Annotated in this window: 24 protein-coding genes; 12 read left to right on the top strand and 12 right to left on the bottom strand. The window is 61.7% G+C overall.

The features are described 5' to 3' along the window. Nucleotides 1-44 precede the first annotated feature (44 nt). Nucleotides 45-941, bottom strand: a complete 897-nt coding sequence (locus tag OXH74_RS12860; protein ID WP_375741505.1) for a LysR family transcriptional regulator ArgP — start codon at nt 939-941, stop codon at nt 45-47. Nucleotides 942-1,041: 100 nt separating this feature from the next. Between OXH74_RS12860 and OXH74_RS12855 the strand changes: the two genes are divergently transcribed. The 4 genes from OXH74_RS12855 to OXH74_RS12840 all read left to right on the top strand — a co-directional run bounded on the left by OXH74_RS12855 (nt 1,042) and on the right by OXH74_RS12840 (nt 5,151). Continuing rightward, nucleotides 1,042-1,449, top strand: coding sequence for an ACT domain-containing protein (locus OXH74_RS12855; protein WP_375741504.1), 408 nt, complete (start codon nt 1,042-1,044; stop codon nt 1,447-1,449). A 5-nt stretch (nt 1,450-1,454) separates the two neighbouring features. Further along, entirely contained in the window at nt 1,455-2,057 is a 603-nt protein-coding gene (locus tag OXH74_RS12850; protein WP_375741503.1) for a LysE/ArgO family amino acid transporter, read from the top strand. A gap of 202 nt (nt 2,058-2,259) precedes the next feature. Then, a complete protein-coding gene (sodB, locus tag OXH74_RS12845) occupies nt 2,260-2,841 on the top strand; it encodes a superoxide dismutase [Fe] (RefSeq protein ID WP_215379733.1) in 582 nt (193 codons plus the stop codon). A 243-nt stretch (nt 2,842-3,084) separates the two neighbouring features. Beyond that, entirely contained in the window at nt 3,085-5,151 is a 2,067-nt protein-coding gene (locus OXH74_RS12840; RefSeq protein WP_375741502.1) for a putative bifunctional diguanylate cyclase/phosphodiesterase, read from the top strand. A gap of 65 nt (nt 5,152-5,216) precedes the next feature. On the opposite strand, the gene OXH74_RS12835 is transcribed toward OXH74_RS12840, so the two are convergent. After that, nucleotides 5,217-6,119 (bottom strand): GIDE domain-containing protein, encoded by a 903-nt coding sequence (locus OXH74_RS12835; RefSeq protein ID WP_375741501.1) that lies wholly within the window; start codon nt 6,117-6,119, stop codon nt 5,217-5,219. 8 nt (nt 6,120-6,127) lie between these two features. Next, on the bottom strand, nt 6,128-6,700 hold the full coding sequence (locus tag OXH74_RS12830) for a LemA family protein (RefSeq protein WP_375741500.1): 573 nt from the start codon (nt 6,698-6,700) through the stop codon (nt 6,128-6,130). Between the two features lie 199 nt (nt 6,701-6,899). Here OXH74_RS12830 and OXH74_RS12825 point away from each other — a divergent pair, with 199 nt between their 5' ends. From OXH74_RS12825 to OXH74_RS12800, 6 genes are all read left to right on the top strand, one after another. Beyond that, nucleotides 6,900-8,231: an imelysin family protein gene (locus OXH74_RS12825; protein ID WP_375741499.1), complete on the top strand. Its 1,332-nt coding sequence runs from the start codon at nt 6,900-6,902 to the stop codon at nt 8,229-8,231. A 278-nt stretch (nt 8,232-8,509) separates the two neighbouring features. Further along, complete coding sequence (locus OXH74_RS12820) at nt 8,510-9,937, top strand: di-heme oxidoredictase family protein (protein WP_375741498.1); 1,428 nt, start codon at nt 8,510-8,512, stop codon at nt 9,935-9,937. A gap of 11 nt (nt 9,938-9,948) precedes the next feature. Continuing rightward, nucleotides 9,949-11,013 (top strand): imelysin family protein, encoded by a 1,065-nt coding sequence (locus OXH74_RS12815; RefSeq protein ID WP_375741497.1) that lies wholly within the window; start codon nt 9,949-9,951, stop codon nt 11,011-11,013. A gap of 1 nt (nt 11,014) precedes the next feature. Beyond that, on the top strand, nt 11,015-12,109 hold the full coding sequence (locus OXH74_RS12810; RefSeq protein WP_375741496.1) for a DUF1513 domain-containing protein: 1,095 nt from the start codon (nt 11,015-11,017) through the stop codon (nt 12,107-12,109). Nucleotides 12,110-12,400: 291 nt separating this feature from the next. Then, complete coding sequence (locus OXH74_RS12805) at nt 12,401-13,531, top strand: efflux RND transporter periplasmic adaptor subunit (RefSeq protein ID WP_375741495.1); 1,131 nt, start codon at nt 12,401-12,403, stop codon at nt 13,529-13,531. 24 nt (nt 13,532-13,555) lie between these two features. Then, nucleotides 13,556-16,609: a multidrug efflux RND transporter permease subunit gene (locus OXH74_RS12800; protein ID WP_375741494.1), complete on the top strand. Its 3,054-nt coding sequence runs from the start codon at nt 13,556-13,558 to the stop codon at nt 16,607-16,609. 252 nt (nt 16,610-16,861) lie between these two features. Here OXH74_RS12800 and OXH74_RS12795 read toward each other — a convergent pair whose 3' ends face one another. The 7 genes from OXH74_RS12795 to OXH74_RS12765 all read right to left on the bottom strand — a co-directional run bounded on the left by OXH74_RS12795 (nt 16,862) and on the right by OXH74_RS12765 (nt 23,038). Beyond that, nucleotides 16,862-17,086 (bottom strand): hypothetical protein, encoded by a 225-nt coding sequence (locus OXH74_RS12795; RefSeq protein ID WP_375741493.1) that lies wholly within the window; start codon nt 17,084-17,086, stop codon nt 16,862-16,864. A 391-nt stretch (nt 17,087-17,477) separates the two neighbouring features. Continuing rightward, entirely contained in the window at nt 17,478-18,767 is a 1,290-nt protein-coding gene (locus OXH74_RS12790; protein ID WP_375741492.1) for a sensor histidine kinase, read from the bottom strand. After that, complete coding sequence (locus tag OXH74_RS12785; RefSeq protein WP_375741491.1) at nt 18,757-19,440, bottom strand: response regulator transcription factor; 684 nt, start codon at nt 19,438-19,440, stop codon at nt 18,757-18,759. Before OXH74_RS12785 ends, OXH74_RS12790 begins: the two co-directional genes overlap by 11 nt. Before the next feature lie 162 nt (nt 19,441-19,602). Next, a complete protein-coding gene (gene groL / locus OXH74_RS12780; protein ID WP_375741490.1) occupies nt 19,603-21,243 on the bottom strand; it encodes a chaperonin GroEL in 1,641 nt (546 codons plus the stop codon). Nucleotides 21,244-21,290: 47 nt separating this feature from the next. Next, nucleotides 21,291-21,584: a co-chaperone GroES gene (locus OXH74_RS12775; RefSeq protein ID WP_028628402.1), complete on the bottom strand. Its 294-nt coding sequence runs from the start codon at nt 21,582-21,584 to the stop codon at nt 21,291-21,293. A 203-nt stretch (nt 21,585-21,787) separates the two neighbouring features. Continuing rightward, complete coding sequence (locus tag OXH74_RS12770; protein ID WP_375741489.1) at nt 21,788-22,240, bottom strand: FxsA family protein; 453 nt, start codon at nt 22,238-22,240, stop codon at nt 21,788-21,790. Between the two features lie 66 nt (nt 22,241-22,306). Next, nucleotides 22,307-23,038 carry a HugZ family protein gene (locus OXH74_RS12765; RefSeq protein WP_375741488.1) on the bottom strand — a complete coding sequence of 244 codons (732 nt, stop codon included), beginning with the start codon at nt 23,036-23,038 and terminating at the stop codon, nt 22,307-22,309. Between the two features lie 103 nt (nt 23,039-23,141). On the opposite strand from OXH74_RS12765, the gene OXH74_RS12760 reads away from it, so the two are divergent. Continuing rightward, entirely contained in the window at nt 23,142-23,900 is a 759-nt protein-coding gene (locus tag OXH74_RS12760; RefSeq protein WP_375741487.1) for an SDR family oxidoreductase, read from the top strand. A gap of 169 nt (nt 23,901-24,069) precedes the next feature. On the opposite strand, the gene OXH74_RS12755 is transcribed toward OXH74_RS12760, so the two are convergent. Then, the gene (locus OXH74_RS12755; protein WP_375741486.1) at nt 24,070-25,074 is read right to left on the bottom strand and encodes a DUF481 domain-containing protein; all 1,005 of its coding nucleotides are present in this window, start codon (nt 25,072-25,074) and stop codon (nt 24,070-24,072) included. Nucleotides 25,075-25,216: 142 nt separating this feature from the next. Next, nucleotides 25,217-26,215 (bottom strand): DUF481 domain-containing protein, encoded by a 999-nt coding sequence (locus tag OXH74_RS12750; protein ID WP_375741485.1) that lies wholly within the window; start codon nt 26,213-26,215, stop codon nt 25,217-25,219. On the opposite strand from OXH74_RS12750, the gene OXH74_RS12745 reads away from it, so the two are divergent. Next, nucleotides 26,214-26,600, top strand: a complete 387-nt coding sequence (locus tag OXH74_RS12745; RefSeq protein WP_375741484.1) for an MGMT family protein — start codon at nt 26,214-26,216, stop codon at nt 26,598-26,600. The genes OXH74_RS12750 and OXH74_RS12745 overlap by 2 nt on opposite strands. The last annotated feature ends 21 nt before the right edge of the window (nt 26,601-26,621 follow it).

Here is a 26,621-nt window from a genome sequence, read left to right as displayed (position 1 = left end):
CACCCCGCGCGAGCAATGTTCCGCACGCCAGGGTCGACAGGCAGTCATGCCGGACGTGGCACCAACCAGCGGCCTGCAGCCCTGGCCAGGTGGTCGGTAAGGATGCCGAGCAGATCGCCCCCATGCCGCCAATGGTGCCAGTAGAGCGGCACATCGATGGGTTTGCCGGGCAGCAGTTCCCGCAACTCGCCGCGGGCCAGTTCCGCGCTGACCTGCAGCTCCGGCACCAGGCCCCAACCCAGGCCGCCTTCGGCCAAGCGCACAAACCCTTCCGAGGAAGGACACAGGTGGTGGATGAAGCTGCCCTCAACACCCAATGACGCCAGATAACGGTGCTGCAACAGATCGTCCGGCCCGAAGACAATGGCCGGTACGCGGGTCAGGGCTTCCGGTGTCACCCCCTGTGGAAAATGCCGCTCGATGAAGGCAGGACTGGCCAGCGCGCGGTACCGCATGGCACCCAGCATCAGGCTGCGTGCCCCGGCCACCGGTCGTTCGGCGGCACAGACACAGGCCGCCACCTCGCCTGCCCGCATGCGCTTGAGGCCGACCTCCTGATCCTCCACCACCAGATCAAGCAGAACCTGCTGCTCCGCACAGAAGTCACCTACCGCGTGGGCCCACCAGGTAGCCAGGCTGTCTGCATTCAAGGCGATGCGCAGGCGCTCCGGTGCCCCCCCCTCCTCCAGCGCAGGAACCTGGCGTTGAAGGTCACGCTCCAGCAGCCGCACCTGTTGCACATGGTTGAGTAGCCGCGTGCCCACCTCGGTGGGCGCGGGCGGCGTAGCGCGCACCAGCACCGGCTGGCCCACGCGTGCCTCGAGCAGCTTGATCCGCTGCGAAACGGCCGACTGCGATAGCCCCAGCAATTGAGCGGCACGCTCGAAACCACCCTGCTCCACCACGGCGGCCAGGGCGGCCAACAATTTGTAATCGAACAAATCAGTTTTCCTAATGGGAGATCAGCATGATTTGTTTTCCTTATACAGGGCAACGCCACACACTCGCCACATCCAACCTCATTCACGACAGGACATGCCCATGGCTGGCGAGACCTCTCTTTCAATCCTGATCCGCAGCATGGAGCCCCGGCTCAACCCCGGGGAATACGTCTACTGCACGCTGGACGGGCCAGAACAGCTGCAAGGTAACCAACCTGTCGGCAGCTTCTGGGAGCGTGAAGGGCTGACGGTGATCCTCCCTCGCGAAGACGCTGACCACCTGAACCTGGCCTACGACTATGTCGCTGCCTGGATCACGCTGGAGGTGCATTCCTCGCTCAGCGCCGTGGGCCTGACGGCTGCCTTCGCCGCCGCCCTGGCCCAAGCGGGCATCAGCTGCAATGTGGTGGCGGGCTACTTCCACGACCATCTGTTCGTCACCAGCCGCGATGCCGAGCGGGCACTGTCCACGCTCCGTGCGCTCGCCGCCCACGCCCAACCGGAGTGATTGCCATGTGGCAAAGCTATATCAATGGCCTGCTGATGGCCGCCGGCCTGATCATTGCCATCGGCGCGCAAAATGCCTTCGTCCTGGCGCAGAGCCTGCGCCGTGAGCATCACCTGCCGGTAGCCGCACTTTGCGTGGTCTGTGATGCGCTGCTGGTCAGCGCCGGGGTCTTCGGCCTGGCCACGCTGCTGGCGCAGAACCCGGTGCTGCTGAACATCGCCCGCTGGGGTGGCGCAGCGTTCCTGCTGTGGTACGGCGTACAAGCGTTGCGTCGCGCCATCAGCCCCACCGCCTTGGGGCAAGGAGCTGAAACCGGCCCACGCTCGCGCCGAGCCGTTCTTCTTGCAGCGCTGGCGGTGACCCTGCTCAACCCTCACGTTTATCTCGATACCGTCCTGCTCATTGGCTCGCTCGGGGCTCACCAGACGGTGCCAGGCGCCTACGCCCTGGGCGCGGCCAGCGCCTCGCTGGTGTGGTTCTTCGCCCTTGCCCTCGGGGCGGCCTGGCTCGCCCCCTGGCTGGCGCGCCCCGCCACCTGGCGCGTGCTCGACCTCACCGTTGCCCTGATGATGTTCGGCATGGCCGCCCAACTGATGCTCGGCCAGTAAGGCGCAAGACTGCGCCACGACCGTCTACTCGATGGCTGTGGAACGGCCTTTTCCACACAGTTGCTGCGTGGATATGCCCCAGGTCGGGTGCTATGATCCGGGGCTTGCGGCAAAAAGGGGAGCAACCCCAGCCGCACCTTTCGGCCGACCGTGAACGGCCCCGCGCGAGAAGCACCGACCTGACCTGAGTAGGAGATCCATCATGGCTTTCGAATTGCCGCCGCTGCCTTACGAGAAAAACGCCCTCGAGCCGCACCTGTCCGCCGAGACCCTGGAATACCACCACGGCAAACACCACAACGCCTACGTGGTCAACCTGAACAACCTGGTGCCGGGCACCGAGTTCGAAGGCAAGAGCCTGGAAGAGATCATCAAGACCTCCTCCGGCGGCATCTTCAACAACGCTGCTCAAATCTGGAACCACACCTTTTACTGGAACTGCCTGAGCCCGAACGGCGGCGGCCAACCCACTGGCGCCCTGGCTGATGCTATCAACGCAGCCTTCGGCTCCTTCGACAAGTTCAAGGAAGAGTTCACCAAGACCGCCATCGGCACCTTCGGCTCCGGCTGGGCCTGGCTGGTCAAGAAAGCTGACGGCTCCCTGGCCCTGGCCAGCACCATCGGCGCTGGCGTACCGCTGACCAGCGGCGACACCCCGCTGCTGACCTGCGACGTCTGGGAACACGCCTACTACATCGACTATCGCAACCTGCGTCCTAAGTACGTCGAGGCGTTCTGGAACCTGGTCAACTGGGACTTCGTAGCCAAGAACTACGCAGCCTGAGTCCAGCGTGTCCCCTGAAGAAACCCGGCCTATGCCGGGTTTCTTCATATCTGGCATGCACAAATGGAAATTCACGCGCCAACCTCAAGCTTGGCGAGTGTCGAACCGACATAGAACAGGGAGACCCGTCGAGATAATGCGACACGTAGTGGCATTCTGACGCTTGCCCTTTGACGGCCACACCGTGTTTGCCAATACTCACATCGGTCTGACGCCAGGCGGCATCGAACAAGGAATCTCCTTTTGAAGTTGGATCTCAAACACAGCTTGTCCATGAAGCTGTTGCGCGTGGTGCTGCTATCGGCCTTGGTAGTCGGAGTCGTATTGAGCTGCGCCCAGATCGTGTTCGATGCCTACAAGACTCGCCAAGCGGTAACCAGCGATGCCCACCGAATCCTCGGCATGTTTCGCGATCCCTCCACCCAGGCGGTGTACAGCCTGGATCGCGAGATGGGCATGCAGGTCATCGAAGGCTTGTTCCAACACGAATCGGTACGCCATGCCTCTATCGGCCATCCCAAGGAACCGATGCTGGCGGAGAAGGAAAGGCCGCTGACGAACCTGCCGACCCGCTGGCTCACCGACCCCATCCTCGGCAAGGAACAGACCTATACAACCCAGTTGGTCGGTCGCAGCCCGTACAGCGAATACTACGGCGATCTCAGCATCACCCTGGATACAGCCCCCTACGGCCAGGACTTCGTCGCCAGTTCGGTGATCATCTTCATTTCCGGTGTATTGCGAGCCCTGGCCATGGGCCTGGTGCTCTACCTCGTCTACCACTGGCTCCTGACCAAGCCACTGTCGAAGATCATCGAGCATCTCACCAGCATCAACCCTGACCGCCCCAGCGAGCACAAGCTGCCGATGCTCAAGGGCAACGAAAAGAATGAAATCGGCCTGTGGATAAACACGGCCAATGAGCTGCTGGCTTCCATTGAGCGAAATACCCACCTGCGCCGGGAAGCCGAGAACAGCCTGTTACGCATGGCCCAGTACGACTTCCTGACCGGATTGCCGAACCGCCAGCAATTGCAGCAGCAACTGGACCACATCCTCGAAGACGCCGGTCGCCTTCAACGCCGCGTCGCAGTATTGTGCGTCGGTCTTGACGACTTCAAGGGCGTCAACGAGCAGTTCAGTTACCAGACCGGCGATCAGTTGCTGATCGCCCTCGCCGACCGGCTACGCGGCCACAGCGGCCGTCTCGGCGCCCTGGCCCGCCTGGGTGGCGACCAGTTCGCCCTGGTCCAGGCCGATATCGAGCAACCCTATGAAGCCGCCGAACTGGCGCAGAGCGTGCTTGACGACCTGGAAATCCCTTTCTCACTCGAACAGCAGGAAGTCCGCCTGCGCGCCACAATCGGCATCACCCTCTTCCCCGAAGATGGCGACAGCACCGAGAAGCTGCTGCAGAAAGCCGAACAGACCATGACCCTGGCCAAAAGCCGCTCGCGCAACCGCTACCAGTTCTATATCGCCAGTGTGGACAGCGAAATGCGCCGCCGGCGCGAGCTGGAAAAGGACCTGCGCGAAGCCCTCAAGCGTGGCGAGATGCATCTCGTCTACCAACCACAGGTGGACTATCGGGACCACCGGGTCGTCGGTGTCGAGGCACTGCTCCGCTGGCAGCACCCGCAACAAGGCCTCGTGCCGCCAGACCTGTTCATCCCCCTGGCCGAACAGAACGGCACCATCATCGCCATCGGTGAATGGGTGCTGGACCAAGCCTGCCGCCAATTGCGCGAATGGCACGACCAGGGCTTCAGCGAACTGCGCATGGCCATCAACCTGTCCACCGTGCAGTTGCACCACGCCGAATTGCCGCGTGTCGTGAACAACCTGCTACAGGTCTATCGCCTGCCACAACGCAGCCTGGAGTTGGAAGTCACCGAAACCGGCCTGATGGAAGACATCTCCACCGCCGCCCAACACCTGCTGAGCCTGCGCCGCTCCGGCGCGCTGATCGCGATCGATGACTTCGGGACTGGTTACTCCTCGCTCAGCTACCTTAAGAGCCTGCCGCTGGACAAGATCAAAATCGACAAGAGCTTTGTCCAGGATGTGCTGGAAGACGAGGACGATGCCACTATCGTGCGCGCCATCATCCAGCTTGCCCGCAACCTGGGTATGCAAGTGATAGCCGAAGGTGTGGAGACGGCAGAGCAAGAGACCTACATCATCGCCCAGGGCTGTAACGAAGGTCAGGGCTACCTCTACAGCAAACCATTGCCGGCTCGCGAACTGACCCTCTACCTCAAGCAGGCCCGGCGCCTGTCCAACGCAGCTTCCAACCCCGCCACGCTATGAGTGCTCCCTGAGAGACAATTCCGTATCGGGGCGAACTCATTGGCCAAGCAGGCCACGGCCCTGCTCTACAGAAGCCCAGTCACCTGCAATAGATAAACAGTCGCTACCGCGCCGCCCACGCAAAGCAGAGCGCCAAACAACGCCTGCCAGCGGAAGTGCCGGGCCAGCACATCCTCGCCATGACTGGACAGCAGGAATGGCTGCGCTTCGGCAGGACGGCGCAGATGGTTGAGTGCCGGCGCTGTGCTCGCGTGCCGATGGCGATCCTCCGCTTCCAATTGGGCCGCCAGACGTACGCGGTTCCATTCAGCTTCTCCGAGTTGGCCGTCTCCATCGCTGTCGAAACGCTGCAGCAGCCCGGAAAAGTCGCTCTTCCACTCGCGAATCACCGCGCCTTGCGCCACCGCCAGGTCCAGGCCCTTACGCCCACCACCACTCGTACGAAAATCACCGATGGCGTAAAGCGGCTCGCCCACGTGCAGGCGCTCCTCCGTATAACGGTACTCGCCCCCACTCGATAACCAGGCGCCGATGCCGAAAGCAGCGGCGCCTGCTCGAGGATGCCGCTGGCTGCCCTTCCAGACTTCGCGAGTGGCCGGGCGCACCTCGGCCCCCCTCGGGTCGATCAGGCATCTGCCGGTTGCGTCGGCCAGGCATAGCCAAGCATCGCTGACACCGCTTTCCAGCACCCGCCAGCGCTTCCTCTTGCCGCTCTCGGAGTATTCCTCGATGCGAAAGCGCCACCAGAGGCATGGCTTTCCAGTCAGAGGCGCGAGCAAGGGGGCATCTCCCTGCTCATGGAGCACGCCATACAGCTCCACGTACCCTTGGGCAGCCGAACGGATCTTCGAGGTCGGGGTATCCAGCAACAAGCGGGCCTGTGCCAGTCGACGCAAGCACCACCAACCACCCCCTGCGAATGCCCCCAGGCTGAAGCCAAGGCTGATAGTCAGGCCCGCGATATCCACAGGAGGACTCAACCGAACAGCGACTTGAGGTCGACGTCGGCCTTCTCGGCCTCGTTGAATTCCAGCAGTTCAGCGGCCTTGAAACCGAACAGACCGGCGATGATCACATCCGGGAACTGCTCGATGCGCACGTTATTGAGGTTGACTGCCTCGTTGTAAAGCTCACGGCGGTCGGCGATACCGTTCTCCAGTCCGCTGATGCGCTGTTGGAGGAACTGGAAACTTTCGTTCGCCTTGAGCTGTGGATAATTTTCCGCCAACGCGAACAACTGCCCGAGGCCCGCCCGCAGCCCACTCTCGGCCTGGCCAAGAGCACCGATATCACCCTTCTCGCGGGCACTGGCCACGGCGTTGCGCGCGGCAATCACCCGCTCCAGGGTGGTGCGCTCATGCTGCATGTATTGCTTGCAGGTCTCCACCAGCTTCGGCAGCTCATCGTGGCGCTGCTTGAGCAGCACCTCGATGTTCGACCAAGCCTTGCCAACACCATGCTTCAAGCGCACCAGCGCGTTGTAGAGGATCACTGCGTAGGCGGCAGCGAGCAGCAACACCACGATCAGGGCAACACTGGTCAGACTCATGCAGGCTTCTCCTTGAATGCTGCGGGACTTGGGATTCGAGGCATTCTAAGGGCAAGCAGGACGCAGTGCAGAGCCCCGGTGCACAAGTGCTGATCTCGGCTCAAACCCAAGTCTTTCCAAAAATGAAAATCTTTCGCATTATGTTGCGGTTTTCACGTGCCCCCATATAGCCATCACCTCAGACGCAAAGGATCTCTCCATGATTCGCATGCCCCTGGCTACCGCCAGCCTGCTCGCTGTCGCCATCTCGCTCGCCGGCTGCGGTGACGACAAAGAGAAAGCCGCAGCTCCGCAAGCCGCTGCCCCAGCTGCTACCAGCAGCGCACCGGCCGCCGCCAATATCGACCAGGCCGAAGGCAAAAAGATCGTCAGCCACTACGCCGACCTGGCCCTGGCCGTGTTCACCGACGCCCACAGCACCGCGGTGAACCTGCAGAAAGCCGTCGACGCTCTGCTCGCCACCCCCAATGCTGACACCCTGAAAGCTGCTCGCGAAGCCTGGTTGGCTGCCCGCGTCCCGTACATGCAGAGCGAAGTGTTCCGCTTCGGCAACCCGGTTGTGGATGACTGGGAAGGCCAGCTGAATGCCTGGCCGCTGGACGAAGGACTGATCGACTACGTTGCGGGCGACTACCAGCATGCCCTTGGCAACCCGGGCGCTACCGCCAACATCATCGCCAACACTGAGATCCAGGTTGGCGAAGACAAGATCGACGTCACTGAAATCACTGGCGAAAAACTGGCCAGCCTCAACGAGTTGGGCGGCTCCGAAGCCAACGTCGCCACCGGCTACCACGCCATCGAGTTCCTCCTTTGGGGTCAGGACCTCAACGGCACCAAGCCCGGCGCGGGCAACCGCCCTGCCACCGACTATGTGGTCGGCAAAGGCGCTACTAGCGAGCACAACGAGCGTCGCCGTGCCTACCTGAAAGCCGCCACCGACCTGCTGGTAGCCGACGCTGAATACATGGTCGGCCAGTGGAAAACCGGCGTCGCCGACAACTACCGCGCCAAGTTGGAGGCCGAACCGGTCGAGTCCGGCCTGCGCAAGATGCTCTTCGGCATGGGCAGCCTGTCCCTCGGCGAATTGGCTGGCGAGCGCATGAAAGTCGCGCTGGAAGCCAACTCCACCGAAGACGAGCACGATTGCTTCAGCGACAACACCCACAACTCGCACTTCTACAACGGCAAGGGTATCCGCAACGTCTACCTGGGCGAGTACAAGAAGGTCGACGGAACCACCCTGAGCGGCCCAAGCCTGTCGTCCCTTGTCGCCAAGATCGACTCACCGACCGACACCACCCTGAAGGCCGACCTGGAAGCTACCGAAGGCAAGCTGCAGGCCCTGGTCGACAGCGCCAACAAGGACGTGCACTTCGACCAGTTGATCGCCGCCGACAATACCGCCGGCCAGCAACTGGTGCGCGATGCCATCGCCGCCCTGGTCAAGCAGACCGGTGCCATTGAGCAGGCCTCGGCCAAGCTCGGCATCACCGACCTGAAGCCGGACAACGCAGATCACCAGTTCTGATCGACGCTGCGGTGACCAAAAGCGGATGCGGCCCAGTGCCGCATCCGCTTTTTTTTGTGCTCGAAGAAATGACCTCCCGCACCTGTGGGGCGAATTCACTTGCGAAAGGCCGCGCAGCGGCCCTGGCCGAGTTCTGAAGGGCAGCCCTGAAGGCTGATTCGCGGACAGCTCCCACATGCCAGTCCTGGCACCTACAAGTAAACGCAAATCCCTCTTATTCAAATCTCCACAGCCTGATAAGCTTGCGCGCCTGAATTTTCGCCGTCCGAGTCTCACCCATGCTCGTTCCACCGGCCCTTCGCCGCCTGTCGCCCCTGCTCCTGGTCATCGGCCTCAGCGCCTGCGACGACGCGCCGAAGTTCGCCCAGGCCGAACCAGGCGAAGCACTTTCCGGTGGCACGGCAACCGTCCGCCAGTTCGACCGCAATGCCTTCTCCATGCCCTCGGCCAATCTCACGCCAACGCGCCGCCTGGACTTCAGCGTGGGCAACAGTTTCTTCCGCAATCCCTGGGTGATCGCACCCGCTACCACTATCGCCCGCGATGGACTGGGACCGCTGTTCAACACCAACGCCTGCCAGAACTGCCACGTCAAGGACGGCCGCGGCCACCCGCCCGGACCAAGCGCCGGTAATGCCGTTTCCATGCTGGTACGCCTGTCGATCCCGGCAGATTCATCAGCGGAACACGCACGGATGCTCGAGCGCCTCGGAGTGGTGCCCGAGCCGGTCTATGGCGGCCAGCTGCAGGACATGGCCAGCCCCGGCGTATCGCCTGAGGGCAAGGTTCGCATCGAGTACGAAAGCGTGCCGGTGAGCTTCGCCGACGGCACCCGCGTCGAGCTGCGCAAGCCGCGCCTCTCCATTAGCCAGCTGGGCTACGGGCCCATGCAACCGGATACGCTCTTCTCTGCCCGTGTAGCTCCGCCGATGATCGGCCTGGGTCTGCTGGAAGCCATCCCCGAATCGGCCATCCTCGCCAATGCCGACCCCGAGGACCGCAACGGCGACGGCATTCATGGTCGCCCCAACCAGGTCTGGGACGATGCCGCAGGTAACACCGTGCTCGGCCGCTTCGGCTGGAAGGCCGGCCAACCCACCCTCAACCAGCAGAATGCCCACGCCTTCTCCGGCGACATGGGCCTGACCACTACTCTGCTGTCCCGTGACGACTGCACACCTGCGCAGACGGATTGCCTGACGACCGTGAATGGCGGCGAGCCCGAGGTCAGCGACAACATCCTACGCCTGGTGCTGTTCTACAGCCGCAACCTCGCCGTGCCAGCACGACGCGAAGTCGAAGCACCGCAAGTCTTGGAGGGTAAAGGCCTGTTCCACCAGGCGGGCTGCCAGGGCTGTCACACACCAAGCTTTACCACGGCGGCGGATGCTGCCGAGCCTGAACTGGCCAACCAGCTCATCCGTCCTTACAGCGACCTGCTCCTGCACGACATGGGTGAAGGTCTCGCCGATGGCCGTGACGAATTCCGGGCAGGAGGCCGCGACTGGCGGACGCCGCCTCTGTGGGGCGTCGGCCTCACCGAAACCGTCAATGGCCATACCCAGTTCCTCCATGACGGCCGCGCACGCAACCTGCTCGAGGCTATTCTCTGGCACGGAGGCGAGGCCGAAGCGGCCAGGCAGCAGGTCCTGCAATTCGATGCCAGGCAGCGCGCCGCGCTGCTGGCCTTCCTGAATTCCCTTTAAGGAGCCCCGCAATGTTCCGACCCAAACTGTTGCTCTCCAGCCTTGCCGCCCTCGCCCTCGGCGCCTGCGCACCACAGGACCCACAGGCGCAGACCGCTGCCGCCCTGGCCAAGCAGGTGATCCTTCCGACTTACAGCCGCTGGGTGGAGGCGGACCAGCAGCTCGCTGCCAGCGCGCTGGCCTTCTGCTCCGGCAAAGAGGATCTGGATAAGGCTCGCGCGGACTTCCTCGCCGCGCAGAAAGCCTGGGCCGAACTGCAACCACTGATGATCGGCCCGCTGGCCGAGGGCAACCGCGCCTGGCAGGTGCAGTTCTGGCCGGACAAGAAAAACCTGGTTGGCCGTCAGGTCGAACAACTGATCAAGGCGCAGCCGCAAGTCGATGCGGCCGCCCTGGCGAAATCGAGCGTGGTAGTGCAGGGCCTGTCCGCCTACGAGTACATTCTGTTCGACAGCAACCTGGACATGGCCGACGGCGCCCAAAAGGCCCGCTATTGCCCGCTGCTACAGGCCATCGGCGAGCGCCAGAAGATCCTTGCCGAAGAGATCCTGGCGCGTTGGAACGCCAAAGACGGCATGCTCGAGCAACTCAGCACTTTCCCCAACACGCGCTACGCGGATTCCCACGAAGCCATCTCCGAGTTACTGCGAGTCCAGGTCACCGCCCTGGATACCCTGAAGAAGAAGCTTGGCACCCCACTCGGCCGCCAGACCAAAGGCCTGCCGCAGCCGATGCAAGCCGAGGCCTGGCGCAGCCACAGCTCGCTGAGCAACCTGGCCGCCAGCCTGGACAGCGCCGAAAACCTCTGGCGCGGTGTCGACGGCCCTGGCATCCGCAGCCTGCTTGGAAGCGACCAGAAAGACCTGGCTGAACGCATCGACGCAGCTTACGCTGACGCCGAGAAGCAGCTGACCAGCCTGCAAAAGCCGCTCACCGACCTGCTCGCCGACGAAGCCGGCCGCACACAGGTGAACGTTTTCTACGACAGCCTGGACAAGGTCCAGCGCCTGCACTCAGGCGACCTGGCCCGTGCCTTGGGCGTGCAACTCGGCTTCAATGCCAACGACGGTGACTGAGATGCTGCGCCGCCAGGTTCTCACTCTTGCCAGCCTGCTGCTGGGCGCTGTAACGCTCGGCGGCTGGACCTTGAGCCGCAAAGGCAGCTCGCCCTTGCTGCTCTCCGCCCGCGATGACGCCGATGGACATCACTACGCAGTGGGCTACCGGCTAGACGGCACTCGGGGCTTCGCCACCCGCGTCGCCCAGCGCTGCCACGACATCGTCGAGCATCCGAACGAGCCGGTAGCACTTTTCGTCGCCCGTCGCCCGGGAACCGAGAGCTACTTGATCGACCTGCGCGATGGGCGCCTGCTGCAGACCCTGCAATCGCAGGCGAACCGCCACTTCTACGGGCATGGGGTGTTCCACCGCAACGGCGAGTGGCTCTACGCTACCGAAAATGACACCACTGATCCTGGCCGCGGCGTACTCGGCCAGTACCGTTTCCAAAACGGGCAGCTTGTTCACAGCGGCGAACTCTCCACCCACGGTCTGGGGCCGCACCAGGTCGCCTGGCTTCCCGATGGGGAAACCCTGGTGGTAGCCAATGGCGGCATTCGCACTGAAGCCGAAAGCCGTGTCGAGATGAATCTCGATGCTATGGAGCCAAGTCTGGTGCTGATGCGCCGGGACGGCAGCCTGCTTTCCCGGGAAACCCTGCCGCAGCAGATGAACAGCATCCGCCACCTGGCAATCGGTGCCGACGGTACTGTCGTCGCGGGTCAGCAATACATGGGCGAGGCGAGCGACCATGCCGACCTGCTGGCCATCAAGCGGCCTGGGCAACCCTTCCTACCCTTCCCGCTCGGCGACGAACAGCGCCTGGCGATGAACCAGTACACCGCCAGCGTGGCAATCCACGATGACCTGCGCCTGGTTGCATTGACGGCGCCGCGCGGCAACCGTTTCTTCATCTGGGATCTAGACACCGGAGCCATCCGGCTAGATGCACCCTTGCCGGATTGCGCCGGGGTCGGCGCGGTCAGGGACGGTTTCGTCGTGACTTCGGGCCAGGGACGCTGCCGTCTCTATGATTGCCAAAGCGAAACGATTGCCGTCACCCCGCTTCAATTACCGGCCGGTCTCTGGGACAACCACCTGCACCTCACCTGATCCACCAGGAAGTCCGCCGCCGTGGCTTCCTGGGACATCAAATCCGCACAAATGCCTCGCCTCGGAGCTGAGGCGGCATTCCTGGCCCGTCGATCAGAAAATACGAAGAACCACCTACACTGCCTGCATCGATCCTTCACGATCTCCGGCGATTCTCGCCATCAAGGCTGGCCAAACCCCCAACTTGCAACGTTCCGAAATTTCTAGGCTTTGACTTGAATTGGGACTAGGACTAAGGTGCAAACCTCGCCTATTCCCAGGCCTCATTTTGCCCTGCCAAGGAACCGGAATATGTTGCTCCGCCGCATGCTCATCATGCTGGGCGTGGTTGCCCTCGTGGTGCTCGCCCTCGCCGCCTACAAAGGATTCTCGATCTACAAGCAGGTCCAGACTTTTTCGGCCCCACAACCGCCAATCAACGTTTCCGCCGAGAAGTCGGTCGAAGTCCCCTGGCAAAGCCGCCTGCCGGCTATCGGCAGCCTCAGGTCCCTGCAAGGCGTAGACCTGACCGTGGAAGCCAGTGGCACCGTCCAGGACGTGCTGTTCCTGTCTGGCGAGAAGGTCAAGCAGGGACAACCCCTGATCCAGATGGACAGTGATGTCGAAAAGGCCAGCCTGGCCACGTCCGAAGCGGAACTTAGCCTGGCCCGTGTCGAGTTCGAACGCGGTCGCAGCCTGGTGAGCAGGCAGAACATTTCCAAGAGCGAGTTCGACCGCCTGGCGTCCGAACTGCAAGCAGCTACCGGAAAGGTCGGCCAACTCAAGGCCCTGCTCAACAAGAAACGCATCGTCGCGCCCTTCACTGGCACCATCGGTATTCGCCAGGTCGATGTAGGCGACTTCCTCTCCTCGGGCACCATCATCGCCACCCTGCAGGACCTGAGCACCCTGTTCGTCGACTTCTACTTGCCGGAGCAGGCTGCTCCGCAGCTGGCCGTCGGGCAGAAGGTGCGCATCAGCGTCGCAGCCTTCCCGGGCGAAGTCTTCGAAGGCGACATCGCCGCGATCAACCCGAAAGTGGAAGAGGCCACACGCAACCTGCAGGTCCGCGCGGTGCTGCAGAACCCGGACGGCAAACTGCTACCCGGCATGTTCGCCAACCTGGAAGTGCTGCTGCCCGGTGAACACCTGCGGATCGTGGTGCCGGAAAGCGCCATCACCTACACGCTCTATGGCAACTCGGTGTATGTGGTCGGCGAAGAGAAGGATGCCGAAGGCAAGTCGAGCCTTGTGGTCGAACGCCGCTTCGTCGAAACCGGCGAACATCGCGATGGCCAGGTCGTCGTGCTCAAGGGACTGAAATCGGGCGAGCAGGTGGTCACCTCCGGCCAGCTCAAGCTGGACAACGGCTCTCACGTCGCCATCGTCCCTGACCAGAGCCTGCTGGCCAAACCTGACAATCAAGCCCGCACCGAGTACTGACGGCTGCGCGCGAAGGAATTGCATATGGCTTTCACAGATCCTTTCATCCGTCGGCCGGTATTGGCGACCGTGGTCAGCCTGCTGATCGTGCTGCTGGGCATGCAGGCCTTCAGCAAGCTGGTGATCCGCCAGTACCCACAGATGGAAAACGCCCTGATCACGGTAACCACGGCCTACCCCGGCGCCAACGCCGAGACCATCCAGGGCTACATCACCCAGCCGCTGCAACAGAGCCTGGCGAGCGCCGAAGGCATCGACTACATGACTTCGTCGAGCCAGCAGAACCTGTCGATCATCCAGATCTACGCCCGTATCGGCGCCAACTCCGACCGCCTCTTCACCGAGCTGTTGGCCAAGGCCAACGAGGTGAAGAACCAGCTGCCACAGGACGCCGAGGACCCGGTGCTGTCCAAGGAAGCCGCCGACTCCACGGCCCTGATGTACATCAGCTTCTACAGCGATCAGCTATCCAACCCGCAGATCACCGATTACCTGTCGCGGGTCATCCAGCCGAAGCTGGCCACCCTGCCGGGCATGGCCGAGGCGGAGATCCTAGGCAACCAGGTATTCGCCATGCGGCTCTGGCTGGACCCGGTACGCATGGCTGCGTATGGCATCACTGCGAGCGACGTCAACGATGCCGTACGCAAGTACAACTTCCTGTCCGCCGCTGGCGAGGTGAAGGGCCAATACGTGGTGACCAGCATCAACGCCGCCACCGACCTCAAGTCCCCCGAGGCTTTCGCGGCCATTCCGGTGAAGACGGAGGGCGACAGCCGCGTGCTGGTGCGTGACATCGCACGCGTGGAGATGGGTGCGGAGAATTACGACTCGATCAGCTCATTCGATGGCATTCCGTCCGTCTATATCGGCATCAAGGGTACGCCCAGCTCGAACCCCCTGGATGTGATCAAGCACGTGCGGGCGCTCATGCCGGAGCTGGAAGCTCAGCTGCCGCCGAATCTGAAGGCGTCCATCGCCTACGACGCCACCCGCTTCATCCAGGCCTCAATCGACGAGGTGGTGAAGACCCTGGCCGAAGCGGTGCTGATCGTCATCGTGGTCGTGTTCCTGTTCCTCGGCGCCTTCCGTTCCGTGCTGATTCCGGTGATCACCATCCCCCTGTCGATGATCGGCGTGCTCTTCTTCATGCAGTTGATGGGCTACTCGATCAACCTGCTGACGCTGCTGGCCATGGTGCTGGCTATCGGCCTGGTGGTGGACGACGCGATCGTGGTGGTCGAAAACATCCACCGACACATCGAGGAGGGCAAGACGCCGTTCGATGCCGCTATCGAAGGTGCACGGGAGATCGCCGGGCCGGTGGTCTCGATGACCATCACACTGGCAGCGGTATACGCGCCAATCGGCTTTCTCGAAGGCCTGACTGGCGCGCTTTTCCGCGAGTTCGCCTTGACCCTGGCCGGTGCGGTGATCATCTCTGGCATTGTTGCGCTGACCCTTTCGCCGATGATGTGCTCCAAACTGCTGCGTCACGAAGAAAACCCCTCGGGGCTCGCACACCGCCTGGACATGATCTTCGAGCGCCTCAAGCACCGCTATCAACGCGCGCTGCACAACACTCTCAACACACGCCCGGTGGTGGTGGTGTTCGCGGTGATCGTGCTCTGCCTGATCCCGGTGCTGCTGAAGTTCACCAAGAGCGAGCTGGCCCCGGACGAAGACCAAGGCATCGTCTTTCTCATGGCCAAGGCGCCGCAACCGACCAACCTTGATTACCTGAACCGTTACACCGAGCAATTCGTGGAAATCTTCAAGGCCTTCCCCGAGTACTACTCCTCGTTCCAGATCAACGGGTTCGACGGCGTGCAAGCGGGAATCGGCGGTTTCCTGTTGAAACCCTGGGACGAACGCGAGCGGACCCAGATGGAGCTGCTCCATGAGGTGCAGGGCAAGCTGAACGAGATTCCCGGCCTGCAGATCTTCGGCTTCAACCTGCCGTCGCTGCCGGGTACCGGCGAAGGCCTGCCCTTCCAATTCGTCATTAACACCCCCAACGACTACGAGTCACTGCTGCAAGTGGCTGAACGCATCAAGCAACGCGCGCAGGAGTCCGGCAAGTTCGCCTTCCTCAACGTCGACCTGGCGTTCGACAAGCCGGAAGTGGTGGTCGAGATCGACCGTGAAAAGGCAGCGCAGATGGGCGTCTCGATGGAGGACCTGGGCTCAACCCTGGCGATTCTCCTCGGCGAAGGGGAAATCAACCGCTTCACCATCGATGGCCGTAGCTACAAGGTGATTGCCCAGGTGGAGCGCGCCTACCGCGACAACCCGGGCTGGCTGGGCAACTACTACGTCAAGAGCGAGAGTGGCGCCATGGTGCCACTGGCAACCCTGATCCGCGTGCATGACAGCGCGCGACCGACCAAGCTCAAGCAGTTCCAGCAGCTCAACTCGGCAATCATCGAAGGCTTCCCGATCGTCAGTATGGGCGAGGCCATCGACGCCGTATCCCAGATCGCACGGGAAGAGGCTCCGCGCGGCTTTGCCTTCGACTACGCAGGCGCCTCGCGACAGTACGTGCAGGAAGGCAGCGCGCTCTACGTCACCTTCGCACTGGCATTGGCGATCATATTCCTGGTCCTGGCCGCACAATTCGAAAGCTTCCGCGACCCGCTGGTGATACTGGTCACCGTGCCGCTGTCGATCTGCGGCGCGCTGATCCCACTCTTCCTCGGCGTATCGAGCATGAACATCTACACCCAGGTAGGTCTTGTGACGCTGATCGGCCTGATCAGCAAGCACGGCATCCTGATCGTGGAGTTCGCCAACCAGCTGCGTCGGGAGAAGGGGCTGAGCGCCAGGGAGGCCGTCGAGGAAGCCGCTGCCATTCGTCTGCGCCCGGTGCTGATGACCACCGCGGCTATGGTCTTCGGCATGGTGCCGCTGATCCTGGCTACCGGCGCGGGGGCGGTGAGCCGCTTCGACATCGGCCTGGTCATCGCCACCGGCATGTCGATCGGTACCCTGTTCACGCTCTTCGTCCTGCCATGCGTCTACACCCTGCTGGCGAAGAAGGATGCGCAGCCAGAAGTGGCGACAGCACTGAGCCACTGAAGCCCGGAGCACAAGAAAGCCCCGCAATGGCGGGGCTTTCTTGTAAATCCTCACGGTTATCCCCCGGAAACGCTGGATATCTCGCAGGGCGAGCCAGGAGGACTGGCTCATTCGCCAAGCAGGCCACCGGCTTGCTTACTCTCCCCGCGCTCCCCATCAAGTGATCCGATGGCGAAGAGCGCCGGCTCCAATACCCCGTGCTGCCCCTCCCAAGCTACCTACTCGGACTGTCCGCCAGCCAGCAGACTACCGTTACTGGGCCCGCAAGCTTTGGGACAGGCCGAACATCAACAGCACCAAGTTCTGATCTGGCTGCTGCGTCTGGGCTTTCGATCGCAGATTAGGCGGCAACGGACAATAGCCCAGACCGTTGACGCTGACCACGGAAGGCGACGGCTCTTGCCAGGCGGCCGCCGCCAGGGAGGCCACTCCCAAGGCACCGACAAGGAACAATGCTCGTGTGACTTCTAACTTCATGATCGCAACCCCTTGATAGCGCTGCCAAACGCTGCTCAGTAAACCTAGATCAGCCGCCTTGAATTAGCCCTTTTGCGTGACGAACGGTGCGCCACGAAATCGGTCGGACGACTGGAAAAAAACATCGGAGGGGACACTGGAGGCTCTATTTCGGCCTTTGGCATTCGCGCCACTCGAACCTGCCCCGCCGACGAACGGACGGACGGACGGCACCCATGCAGCCCTACTTCACAAGGAGCTACCGCTCCGCGTTGACGGGTACTTGGTACACGCAATGGGGAACCTGCATCGCAACGCTGTGCGACGCCTGAACAGTAGATATCCCCCAAAGAGAGCCGCGACTCTAATTAGCCGCGAATGAAGAAAAGGTCGAACCCAGGTGAAAAATCCGTCAAGGCGTGTGCTGGGCGCGACCGTCCAAATCTACCTTGAAGCGGCAACCGGAGGGATGCATATCCGACAAGCTGACTGTCCAACCCTGGCTGTCACAGATGCGTTGAACCAGCGAAAGCCCTAGCCCGAGGCCGTCTCCGCGCCGTTCGTCACCTCGCACGAAAGGACGGAACATTGCCTCACGACTCTCGGCAGGAATGCCCACGCCACTGTCCTCGACCACGAAACTGCCATCCTGCAATGCAAGACGAATTGTTCCAGTATCGGTGTAATGCAATGCGTTTCGCAGAAGATTGCCCAGCACCGACCTCAGGAAAGCAGCGTTGTAGCGCCCTTCCTGCAGGACACCCGGCAGATACTCGAAACGAAGGCCCTTTTGCTCGATGGCATTCCGCCACTGGGCGACGAGTTCGTCAGCCACCGTGTTCAAGCTGGCCTGGGGAGCCAGGTTGATTTCTTCGCGTTGGGCTCTGGCGAGCATGAGGAAAGTCTGCACCAGGTCCCTCATCTCCTGTGTGGCACGGGCAATGCGCTGTATTTGCGCCTGGGCGCGCAGGTCAAGGTGCGGATTCTCCTCCAGCAGTTCGCAGGAGCTGGCGAGCACCATCAACGGCGTACGCAGTTCATGGCTGACATCGCTAGTGAACAGCCGCTCACGGGTCAGAACTTCATGCAGGCGCCCCAAGGTGTCGTCAAAGGCACGCGCCAGCTGACCAACCTCATCGTCGGCGTAATCAGGCGCCAGCGGAGGCGCCAGGCCAAGCAGCTGATCGCGATGGCGCACCTGCCGCGCGAGGCGAACCACGGGTTCGATGACCTTGCGCGCCAGCAGCCAGCCCAGCAACGCGGACAACATGACGCTGAGTCCGAAGCCCACCATCACCACGCGGTAGAGTACCTGCTCGCGTGCCTCGAAATCGCTTTGGTCCTGCAGCAGGATGTAGCGTCGCCCCTCGATCTCACGAATCAGGGCGTGGTAGGAACGCTCATCCTCGAAAACCTCATGGAAACCCGGCGCAAGTGCATCCAACTCAGGAGGGATGAGTTGTCCCCATTGGCCATCGCTGGTGAAGAAACGGGTGTCACTGTCGAGACTGGGAACCCGCCCCTTGGCGATGTTCTGCGCCAAGACTCGATGCAACTCGTTGCTCAGGTCACGGGAGATCAATTGCTCCTCGATCAGGTGCACCACCTCTATGATGCCGATCGCGAAGGCTCCACCCACCAGCGCCGTCATCAGCACGAAGGCGATGACAATGCGTCGTGCCAGGCTTTGCCTAAACTCCATCGGCCGACTCCGCCAGGCGGTACCCCAGACCGTGCTGGGTATGCAGCAAAGGGTTGCTGAAAGGCTTGTCGATCACCTGGCGCAATTGATGGATGTGACTGCGCAAGCTGTCGCTGTCCGGGCAGTCATCGCCCCACAGGGCCTCTTCCAGCGCTTCGCGGCGAACCAGATGCGGGCTTTTCTGCATCAATACCGCGAGGAGCTTGAGGCCGATAGGGTTGAGCTTCAAGGCCTTGCCACCACGGCTGACCTCGAGAGTGTCGAGGTCATAACAAAGATCAGCCACCTGCAGAATGCGCTTGCCGCCGCCCTGGGAACGGCGCAATACAGCCTCGATACGCGCGGCTAGCTCGGAGAGCGCAAAGGGCTTGAGCAAGTAGTCATCGGCCCCAGATTTGAATCCCTGCAGGCGGTCATCCAGGGAGTCCCGGGCAGTCAGGAAGATCACTGGCGTATCTCGCCGGGCCTCCTCACGCAGTCGCCGGCAAAGGCTGTAGCCATCCAGGCCCGGCAACATGATGTCGAGGACGATCAGGTCATAATGCTCGCTGGTGGCCAGGTGGAGACCGGAAAGCCCATCACGGGCGCAGTCGACGACATACCCCTTGAGTTCCAGGTAGTCGACCATGTTGGCCAGAATGTCGTGGTTGTCCTCGACAAGCAGAATCCGCATCAGATTGTCTCCATACCCCAAAGCACTGAAGGTCCAGTTGGGACCTTAAGCGCCCTGGGTCGATTTTGCACCCTGAGTTCGCATCAGGGATGGCACTTTGCACCAATCATAAAAAAGCCCCGCACAAGTGCGGGGCTTTTTCAGACCGGATGGCCAGGTAGCTTACATCATGCCGCCCATGCCGCCCATGCCGCCCATGTCCGGCATGGCCGGAGCACCTTTGTCGTCAGCCACTTCAGCAACCATGGCTTCGGTGGTGACCATCAGGCCGCCGATGGAGGCAGCGGCTTGCAGTGCGGAGCGGGTGACCTTGGCCGGGTCGAGAATACCCATCTCGATCATGTCGCCGTAGATACCGGTAGCAGCGTTGAAGCCGTAGTTGCCGGAACCTTGCTTGACCTTGTCGACGACCACGCTCGGCTCGTCACCAGCGTTGGCAACGATCTGGCGCAGCGGAGCTTCGACAGCACGACGCAGCAGGGCGATACCGACATTCTGGTCTTCGTTGTCGCCTTTCAGGCCTTCGATAGCCTGCAGAGCGCGTACCAGGGCAACACCACCGCCAGGAACCACGCCTTCTTCAACCGCAGCACGGGTAGCGTGCAGGGCGTCTTCAACGCGGGCCTTCTTCTCTTTCATCTCGACTTCGGTAGCCGCACCAACCTTGATCACGGCAACACCGCCGGCCAGCTTGGCCAGGCGCTCTTGCAGCTTCTCGCGGTCGTAGTCGGAGGTGGTTTCCTCGACTTGCTTGCGGATCTGCGCAACGCGGGCTTCGATGTCCGCCTGGGCGCCAGCGCCGTCGATGATGGTGGTGTTTTCCTTGCTCAGCACAACGCGCTTGGCGTTACCCAGGTGCTCCAAGGAGGCGCTTTCCAGGCTCAGGCCGACTTCTTCGGAAATCACGGTACCGCCAGTCAGGATGGCGATGTCCTGCAGCATGGCCTTGCGGCGGTCGCCGAAGCCCGGAGCCTTGACGGCTGCGACTTTGACGATTCCACGCATGTTGTTGACAACCAAGGTGGCGAGGGCTTCGCCTTCCACATCTTCGGCGACGATCAGCAGCGGACGGCCAGCTTTCGCAACGGCTTCCAGCACCGGCAGCATTTCGCGGATGTTGGAGATCTTCTTGTCTACCAGCAGGATCAGCGGGCCGTCGAGTTCGGCGACCATGGTGTCCGGCTTGTTGATGAAGTAGGGGGACAGGTAGCCGCGATCGAACTGCATGCCTTCTACGACAGACAGTTCGTTTTCCAGGCCGGAACCTTCTTCAACGGTGATCACGCCTTCCTTGCCGACTTTTTCCATGGCTTCGGCAATGATGTTGCCGATGGAGTCATCGGAGTTGGCCGAGATAGTGCCTACCTGGGCGATGGCCTTGGTATCAGCGCACGGCTTGGCCAGCTCTTTCAGCTGGGCAACGATGGCGATGGTGGCCTTGTCGATGCCGCGCTTCAGATCCATCGGGTTCATGCCGGCGGCAACGGCCTTCAGGCCTTCGTTGACGATGGCCTGGGCCAGAACGGTAGCGGTAGTGGTGCCGTCACCGGCAGCATCGTTGGCCTTGGAGGCAACGTCTTTTACCAGCTGGGCGCCCATGTTCTCGAACTTGTCTTTCAGCTCGATTTCCTTGGCAACGGACACGCCATCCTTGGTGATGGTTGGAGCACCGAAGCTCTTGTCCAGCACAACGTTGCGGCCTTTCGGGCCCAAGGTAGCCTTGACGGCATCGGCCAGGACGTTAACGCCGACCAGCATTTTCTTGCGAGCGGAATCGCCGAATTTGACTTCTTTAGCAGCCATGTTGATTGATCCTCAATTCTTGGAAATTAAACGGAGATTCGCGGAACTCAGGCTTCGACGACGGCGAGGATTTCGCTTTCGCCCATCACCAGCAGTTCTTCGCCATCGACCTTGATGGTGTTGCTGCCGGAGTACGGGCCAAACACCACTTGATCACCGACCTTGACGGCCAGCGGACGCACTTCGCCGTTGTCCAGCAGGCGACCGGTGCCAACAGCGACGACTTCGCCACGGTTCGGCTTCTCGGCGGCCGAGCCCGGCAGCACGATGCCGCCGGCGGTTTTGGTCTCTTCTTCGCTGCGACGGATCACGACGCGGTCATGCAGAGGACGAAGCTTCATTGTCGATCTCTCCCAATAGTGTTGTTTCTTTCGACCGATGTAGACACCGGCGGGTTGGTAATGTCCGGCGGGGCCGGTTGCAGCGCGCAGAGCACGCCGCTGAAATCAGACCTGCCGATTAGGCAGGAACCTTGCGGTGACCCATACATAGGGGCAGCTGGAGGTATTTCAAGGGGGCTATCACAAAAAATTTCAGTAGTGCTTTAGCGATCACGGCGTTCGTATTCGCCCTCGATCACATTCGGCCGAGTCTGCCCGCTGCGCGCAGACAGGTCATCGGCAAAGGCACGTTGGCGCATGGCCTGGGCCGCTACGCGCTGGCGCAGGCGACGGATGAACAGGCGACGGGTGAAAGGGATCAGGCAAAGCAGCCCGAAGATGTCACTGATGAACCCCGGCAGCAGCAGCAAACCACCACCAACTGCGATCAACAGGCCTTCGAGCATTTCCTGCTCGGGTACTTCGCCGCGCGCCAATCGCTCACGGGCACGCCAGGCGGTTGCGACCCCCGCCACGCGCAGCAGGACGCTGCCGAGCAACGCCGTACCGATCACCAGCAGCAGCGTCGGTAGCACGCCGATGGCGCTGCCGACCTTGATCAAGACGGCCAATTCGATCAGCGGGAACAGCAGGAACAGGAACAGTACGGCGCGCATCAGGGGTTTCCTTGGCGGAAGATCAGCTTCCAGACAGTGGATAGATGAAGTCGCCAGCCGATCAATTCAAGGTTGGGCGTCGCCACTGGTCGGCCAGGTGGTCGCGCGAGCCAGCTGCACCAAGGCCTGACGAACTGCGCCCGGGTTGTTACAGGATGTTGGGAAAGGCAGCCAGTGCAAGATCTGACCTATCCGCAGGTGGAACCCTTCAGTATCGATACCCACCATTTCCGCCTCAGGCTCGGAGGGCAGGCCGGCCAGTTCGACGTAATGGGCGATGGCCGCGGCATGATCGCTGTTCATGTGTTCCAGCATACCGACCTCGGCCTCGCCAGCGAAGTCGTTGGCCAGGACTAGCTGGTCGACCCAGTGAATCGCGCCGAAACCGCCGATATATCGCGCGCGTATCGGCTCCAGCACCCAGAAGTCGAAGTCATGGGTGCGGTGGTAATCAATAGCCTGAGGGAAATAGCGGTAGTAGCGAGCTGCAGCCAAATCGACCTCGGCCGGCTCGGTGATCTGCCGCGCCTCCGCCAGCAGGGTCAGGCGCCCAGCCGCCTGGACGTCGTCGGCACCGCGCTCCCCCACCAGAAGCGAGCATTTCGCGTCTTGCTGCAGGTTATGGGTGTGCTGGGCAATGCGGCTGATGAGGATCAGGGGGCGGCCCGCCGCGTCAAGGCAATAGGGCACCACCGATCCGAAAGGAAAGCCTGGCATGGCCTTGGAGTGAGTCGAGAGCACTCCGCGGTATTCCTTGAGCAGCAATTCTCGGGCATGCTTTGCGCCTTTCACGCTCACCTTCTGACTCCTCGCAAAGAATCCGTCGAAAACGGACGGGCGCCCAGAATAGCGGTTTATGGCGCCAGCGGGGCAAAGCGACCGTTATTCGAGGGGATTTCACATGCAACTGAAAGACAAGGTCATCATCATCACCGGTGGTTGCCAGGGCCTCGGCCGCGCCATGGGTGAGTATCTGGCGGCCAAAGGCGCCAAGCTGGCCCTTGTTGACCTGAACCAGGAGAAGCTCGACGAAGCCGTGGCCGCCTGCAAGGCTGCCGGTGGCCACGCCCGTGCCTATCTGTGCAACGTGGCCAATGAAGAGCAGGTGAACCACATGGTCGCCCAGGTGGCCGAAGACTTCGGAGCCATCAACGGCTTGGTGAACAACGCCGGCATCCTGCGCGACGGCCTGACCATCAAGGTCAAGGACGGCGAGATGACCAAGATGAGCCTGGCCCAGTGGCAGGCCGTGATTGACGTTAACCTGACTGGTGTTTTCCTCTGCACCCGTGAAGTCGCCGCCAAAATGATCGAACTGAACAACGAAGGCGCGATCATCAACATTTCCTCCATCTCCCGCGCCGGCAACATGGGCCAGGCCAACTACTCCGCCGCCAAGGCCGGTGTCGCTGCCGACACCGTGGTCTGGGCCAAAGAGCTGGCACGCTACGGCATCCGCGTGGCCGGCGTGGCGCCGGGCTTCATCGAGACCGACATGGTCGCCAGCATGAAGCCGGAAGCTCTGGAAAAGATGACTTCGGGCATCCCGCTCAAGCGTCTTGGCAAGCCAATGGAGATTGCCCATTCGGTGGCCTACATCCTGGAGAACGACTATTACACCGGTCGTGTCCTGGAGCTAGACGGCGGCCTGCGCCTGTAAGGTCCGCCCAGCATGAAAAAGCCCCGAAGCATCGGGGCTTTTTCATGGGTGACAGTCAATTGCAGAGGGATCACGTTTCATCGATCCACCAGCGTACTTTCTCGAAGCGCCGTCTGGCGGCTAAAAAAAGCGTCATCCACCCTGCTGCTGCCTCAACAGGACGGTGACATCACCAGCCCACTCCGAAGCCCAAGGTGTAGCGGGTCTCGTCGATATCCCCATCGGCGCCGCTGACCTGGTCCTTCTCCGCCTTCATATTCAGCGACGCCCAATCGGTCAGCTTGTAACGCAGGCCAACTTCGGCATCCAGCGAGTAATCCGCGGTGTTGTCCAGCGGACGGCCGACTTCACCGGTGGAGAACATCTCCACCGTCTTGCCGATCAGGTAGCGGTTGTAGTCCCACTTCACGCTCAAGGAATAGAAGCTTTCCTTTTCGCCGTCGTCGAACAGGTAGTCGCTGCGGTTGACCAACGAGGCCAGGGAGAACGCCCCCAGTTCATCGTCCCAGAACTGATAACCGGGCCCGGTACCCACGGTGCGTTGACGGGAAAGGTCTTCGATCTTGTCGCGCTTGTACTCGCCACGCCCCTGCCAGAAAAACTTGTCGGTCATGAAGCGGTCCAGCGCGTACTCGGTTTCCCAGTTGTCCGTAGTCTTCACGTCATTCTGGAACTCGCGGTTGTACTCGCCGCTCGCATTGTGCCGCCAGCGACCATGGCGGGCCTTGGTCTTGAAGTCGATGTCGTAATCGTCGGTGTCCTTTTCCGCACGTTTGTAGTCAAGGGAAACACCGACGTTACCGGTCCAGGTCAGGTCCTCCACGAACGGCTTGGGTTTCATGATCTGATCGATGCTGGCTAGCTCCACCGTCTTGGGCGCCTCACCATTGGCGAGAATGACCTTGCCAGGCTCAGCTGGCTTGAGCGCCTTGGCGCGTTCGCCCTCGAAGTCTCCCTGCTTGATCAGCAGTTCACGCTCGCTTTCCAGGGTGGCGACCTTTTTCCAGTCCAGCGGGATCGTGCCACCGTAGTCCGTCTCGAGCACCAGCTTGCCGCCGTCGAAGACGCGAATGGTGCCGGTGAGGCGATCGCCATTCTTGAGCCAGACGGTATCTGCAAATGAGGCAGTGGAGGTGGTACACAGAGCCAGGTAAAGAATCGATCTAGACAACATAAGCGACTACAGGATTTCCGGGTTGCAAAAACGGCCGGGCATTATCCATTTGACCGCCGACAGAGCAAGGACTGACCGGCAGCCGCCGCCCGAGTTCAATTGGATCGACCAATGCCCTCGAATCGAGCCTCCGCAGAATCGCTCACCAGCCGACACCAACACCGATCATGTAATGCCGGTCGGACGCGGTGTCCCCCAGGCCGCGCACCTGGTCCAGCTCGTAGAGCAGCGAAAGCCGTGCCCAGTCGTTGAGCCGGTACCGAAGGCCGAACTCGCTGTCGAGCACATAGTCGACCTCCTCGATACGCGGCAGCTGAAGTTGCGCCTTGGAATAAAGCTCGAAGCGCGTCCCCCAGACCAGCCGCTTGAAATCCCACTCGAGGGAATAGGCGTTGAAATCCAGATCACCCTGGACGCTGTCGAGTTGAAAGCGGGTGAGCTGGGCGATCAGGTCGAAGCGGCCCAGCTCGTCGTCCCAGAAGCGATAGCCTGGCCCCAGGCCGTATGAACGCTGACGGGTGAAGAACTCGAACTTGTCCGCCTGCTGGTCCAGGCTGGCGCGCGCGAACCAATGGCGCGTGAAGAAACGGTCGAGGTCGTACTCCAGCTCCCAGTCATCTTCCGTGCGGCTGCCGCTCTTGGTTTCATTCTCCAGCTGACCGCTGAGCACATGACGCCAACGCCCATGCTCAACACGCGTGTCGCCCTTGAGCTTCCATTCATCCTTGCTATCGGCGTTGCGCTCCATGTCGAGCTTGGCGTCCAAATTGCCTTCCCAGATCCGATCCTTCACCAGCGGTCGCGGTGGCACCATCTGCCGGACACTGGCCAGCGGCACCGTTTCGCTGCTCCCGTTCTGCAGGCGCACCATTCCCTTGCCCGCCGCTTTCAGGCTGTGGCTATGCTGGCTGTCAAGGCCGCTGCGCTTGATCAGCAGTGGTTTCTCCGAACTCAGGGTGTCGATATCCTTCCAGTCGATCAGCACTCGGCCGGCATAGCGGGTCTTCAGCGCCAGCTTGCCGCCATCCAGGAGCAGGATTTCACCGGTCAGGCGATCCCCATTGTTCAGCCAGACCGTATCTGCCCAGATTGGAAATGCAGCACCCAGCAGGAAAATCGCACACAGGCTTCGTAGCAGCATGATCGGAACGAACAAGAAAGAAGTGGCGGCTGAGCATGCATGGCCAAACGTGTCAGCGGCAAGCGCAGAGGCCCGGCGCGAGGCCCTTTACCTGACCCTGGCACAGGTCCCGGAAGGCAGGGTGGTCACATACGGCCAACTGGCCGAACTGGCCGGACTTGGGCGCGCTGCGCGTTGGGTTGGCCGTACGCTGAGCCAGTTACCCCAGGAAACGCGCTTGCCCTGGCATAGGGTGCTGGCTGCTGGAGGACGTCTAAGCCTGGCCATAGGGACGCCTTCAGGGATCGAACAGCGGGCACGATTGCGCGCCGAAGGTGTCAGTATCCAGAACGATAGGGTGGACATGCGTCGGCACGGCTGGCATCCCATACCACCCAAAGGTTAGAGTGCGCCCTGCTTTTTATCT

It is taken from the genome of Metapseudomonas boanensis, from assembly GCF_042232855.1.
Taxonomy (GTDB): domain Bacteria; phylum Pseudomonadota; class Gammaproteobacteria; order Pseudomonadales; family Pseudomonadaceae; genus Metapseudomonas; species Metapseudomonas boanensis.
This window is presented reverse-complemented; position numbering and strand designations above follow the sequence as displayed.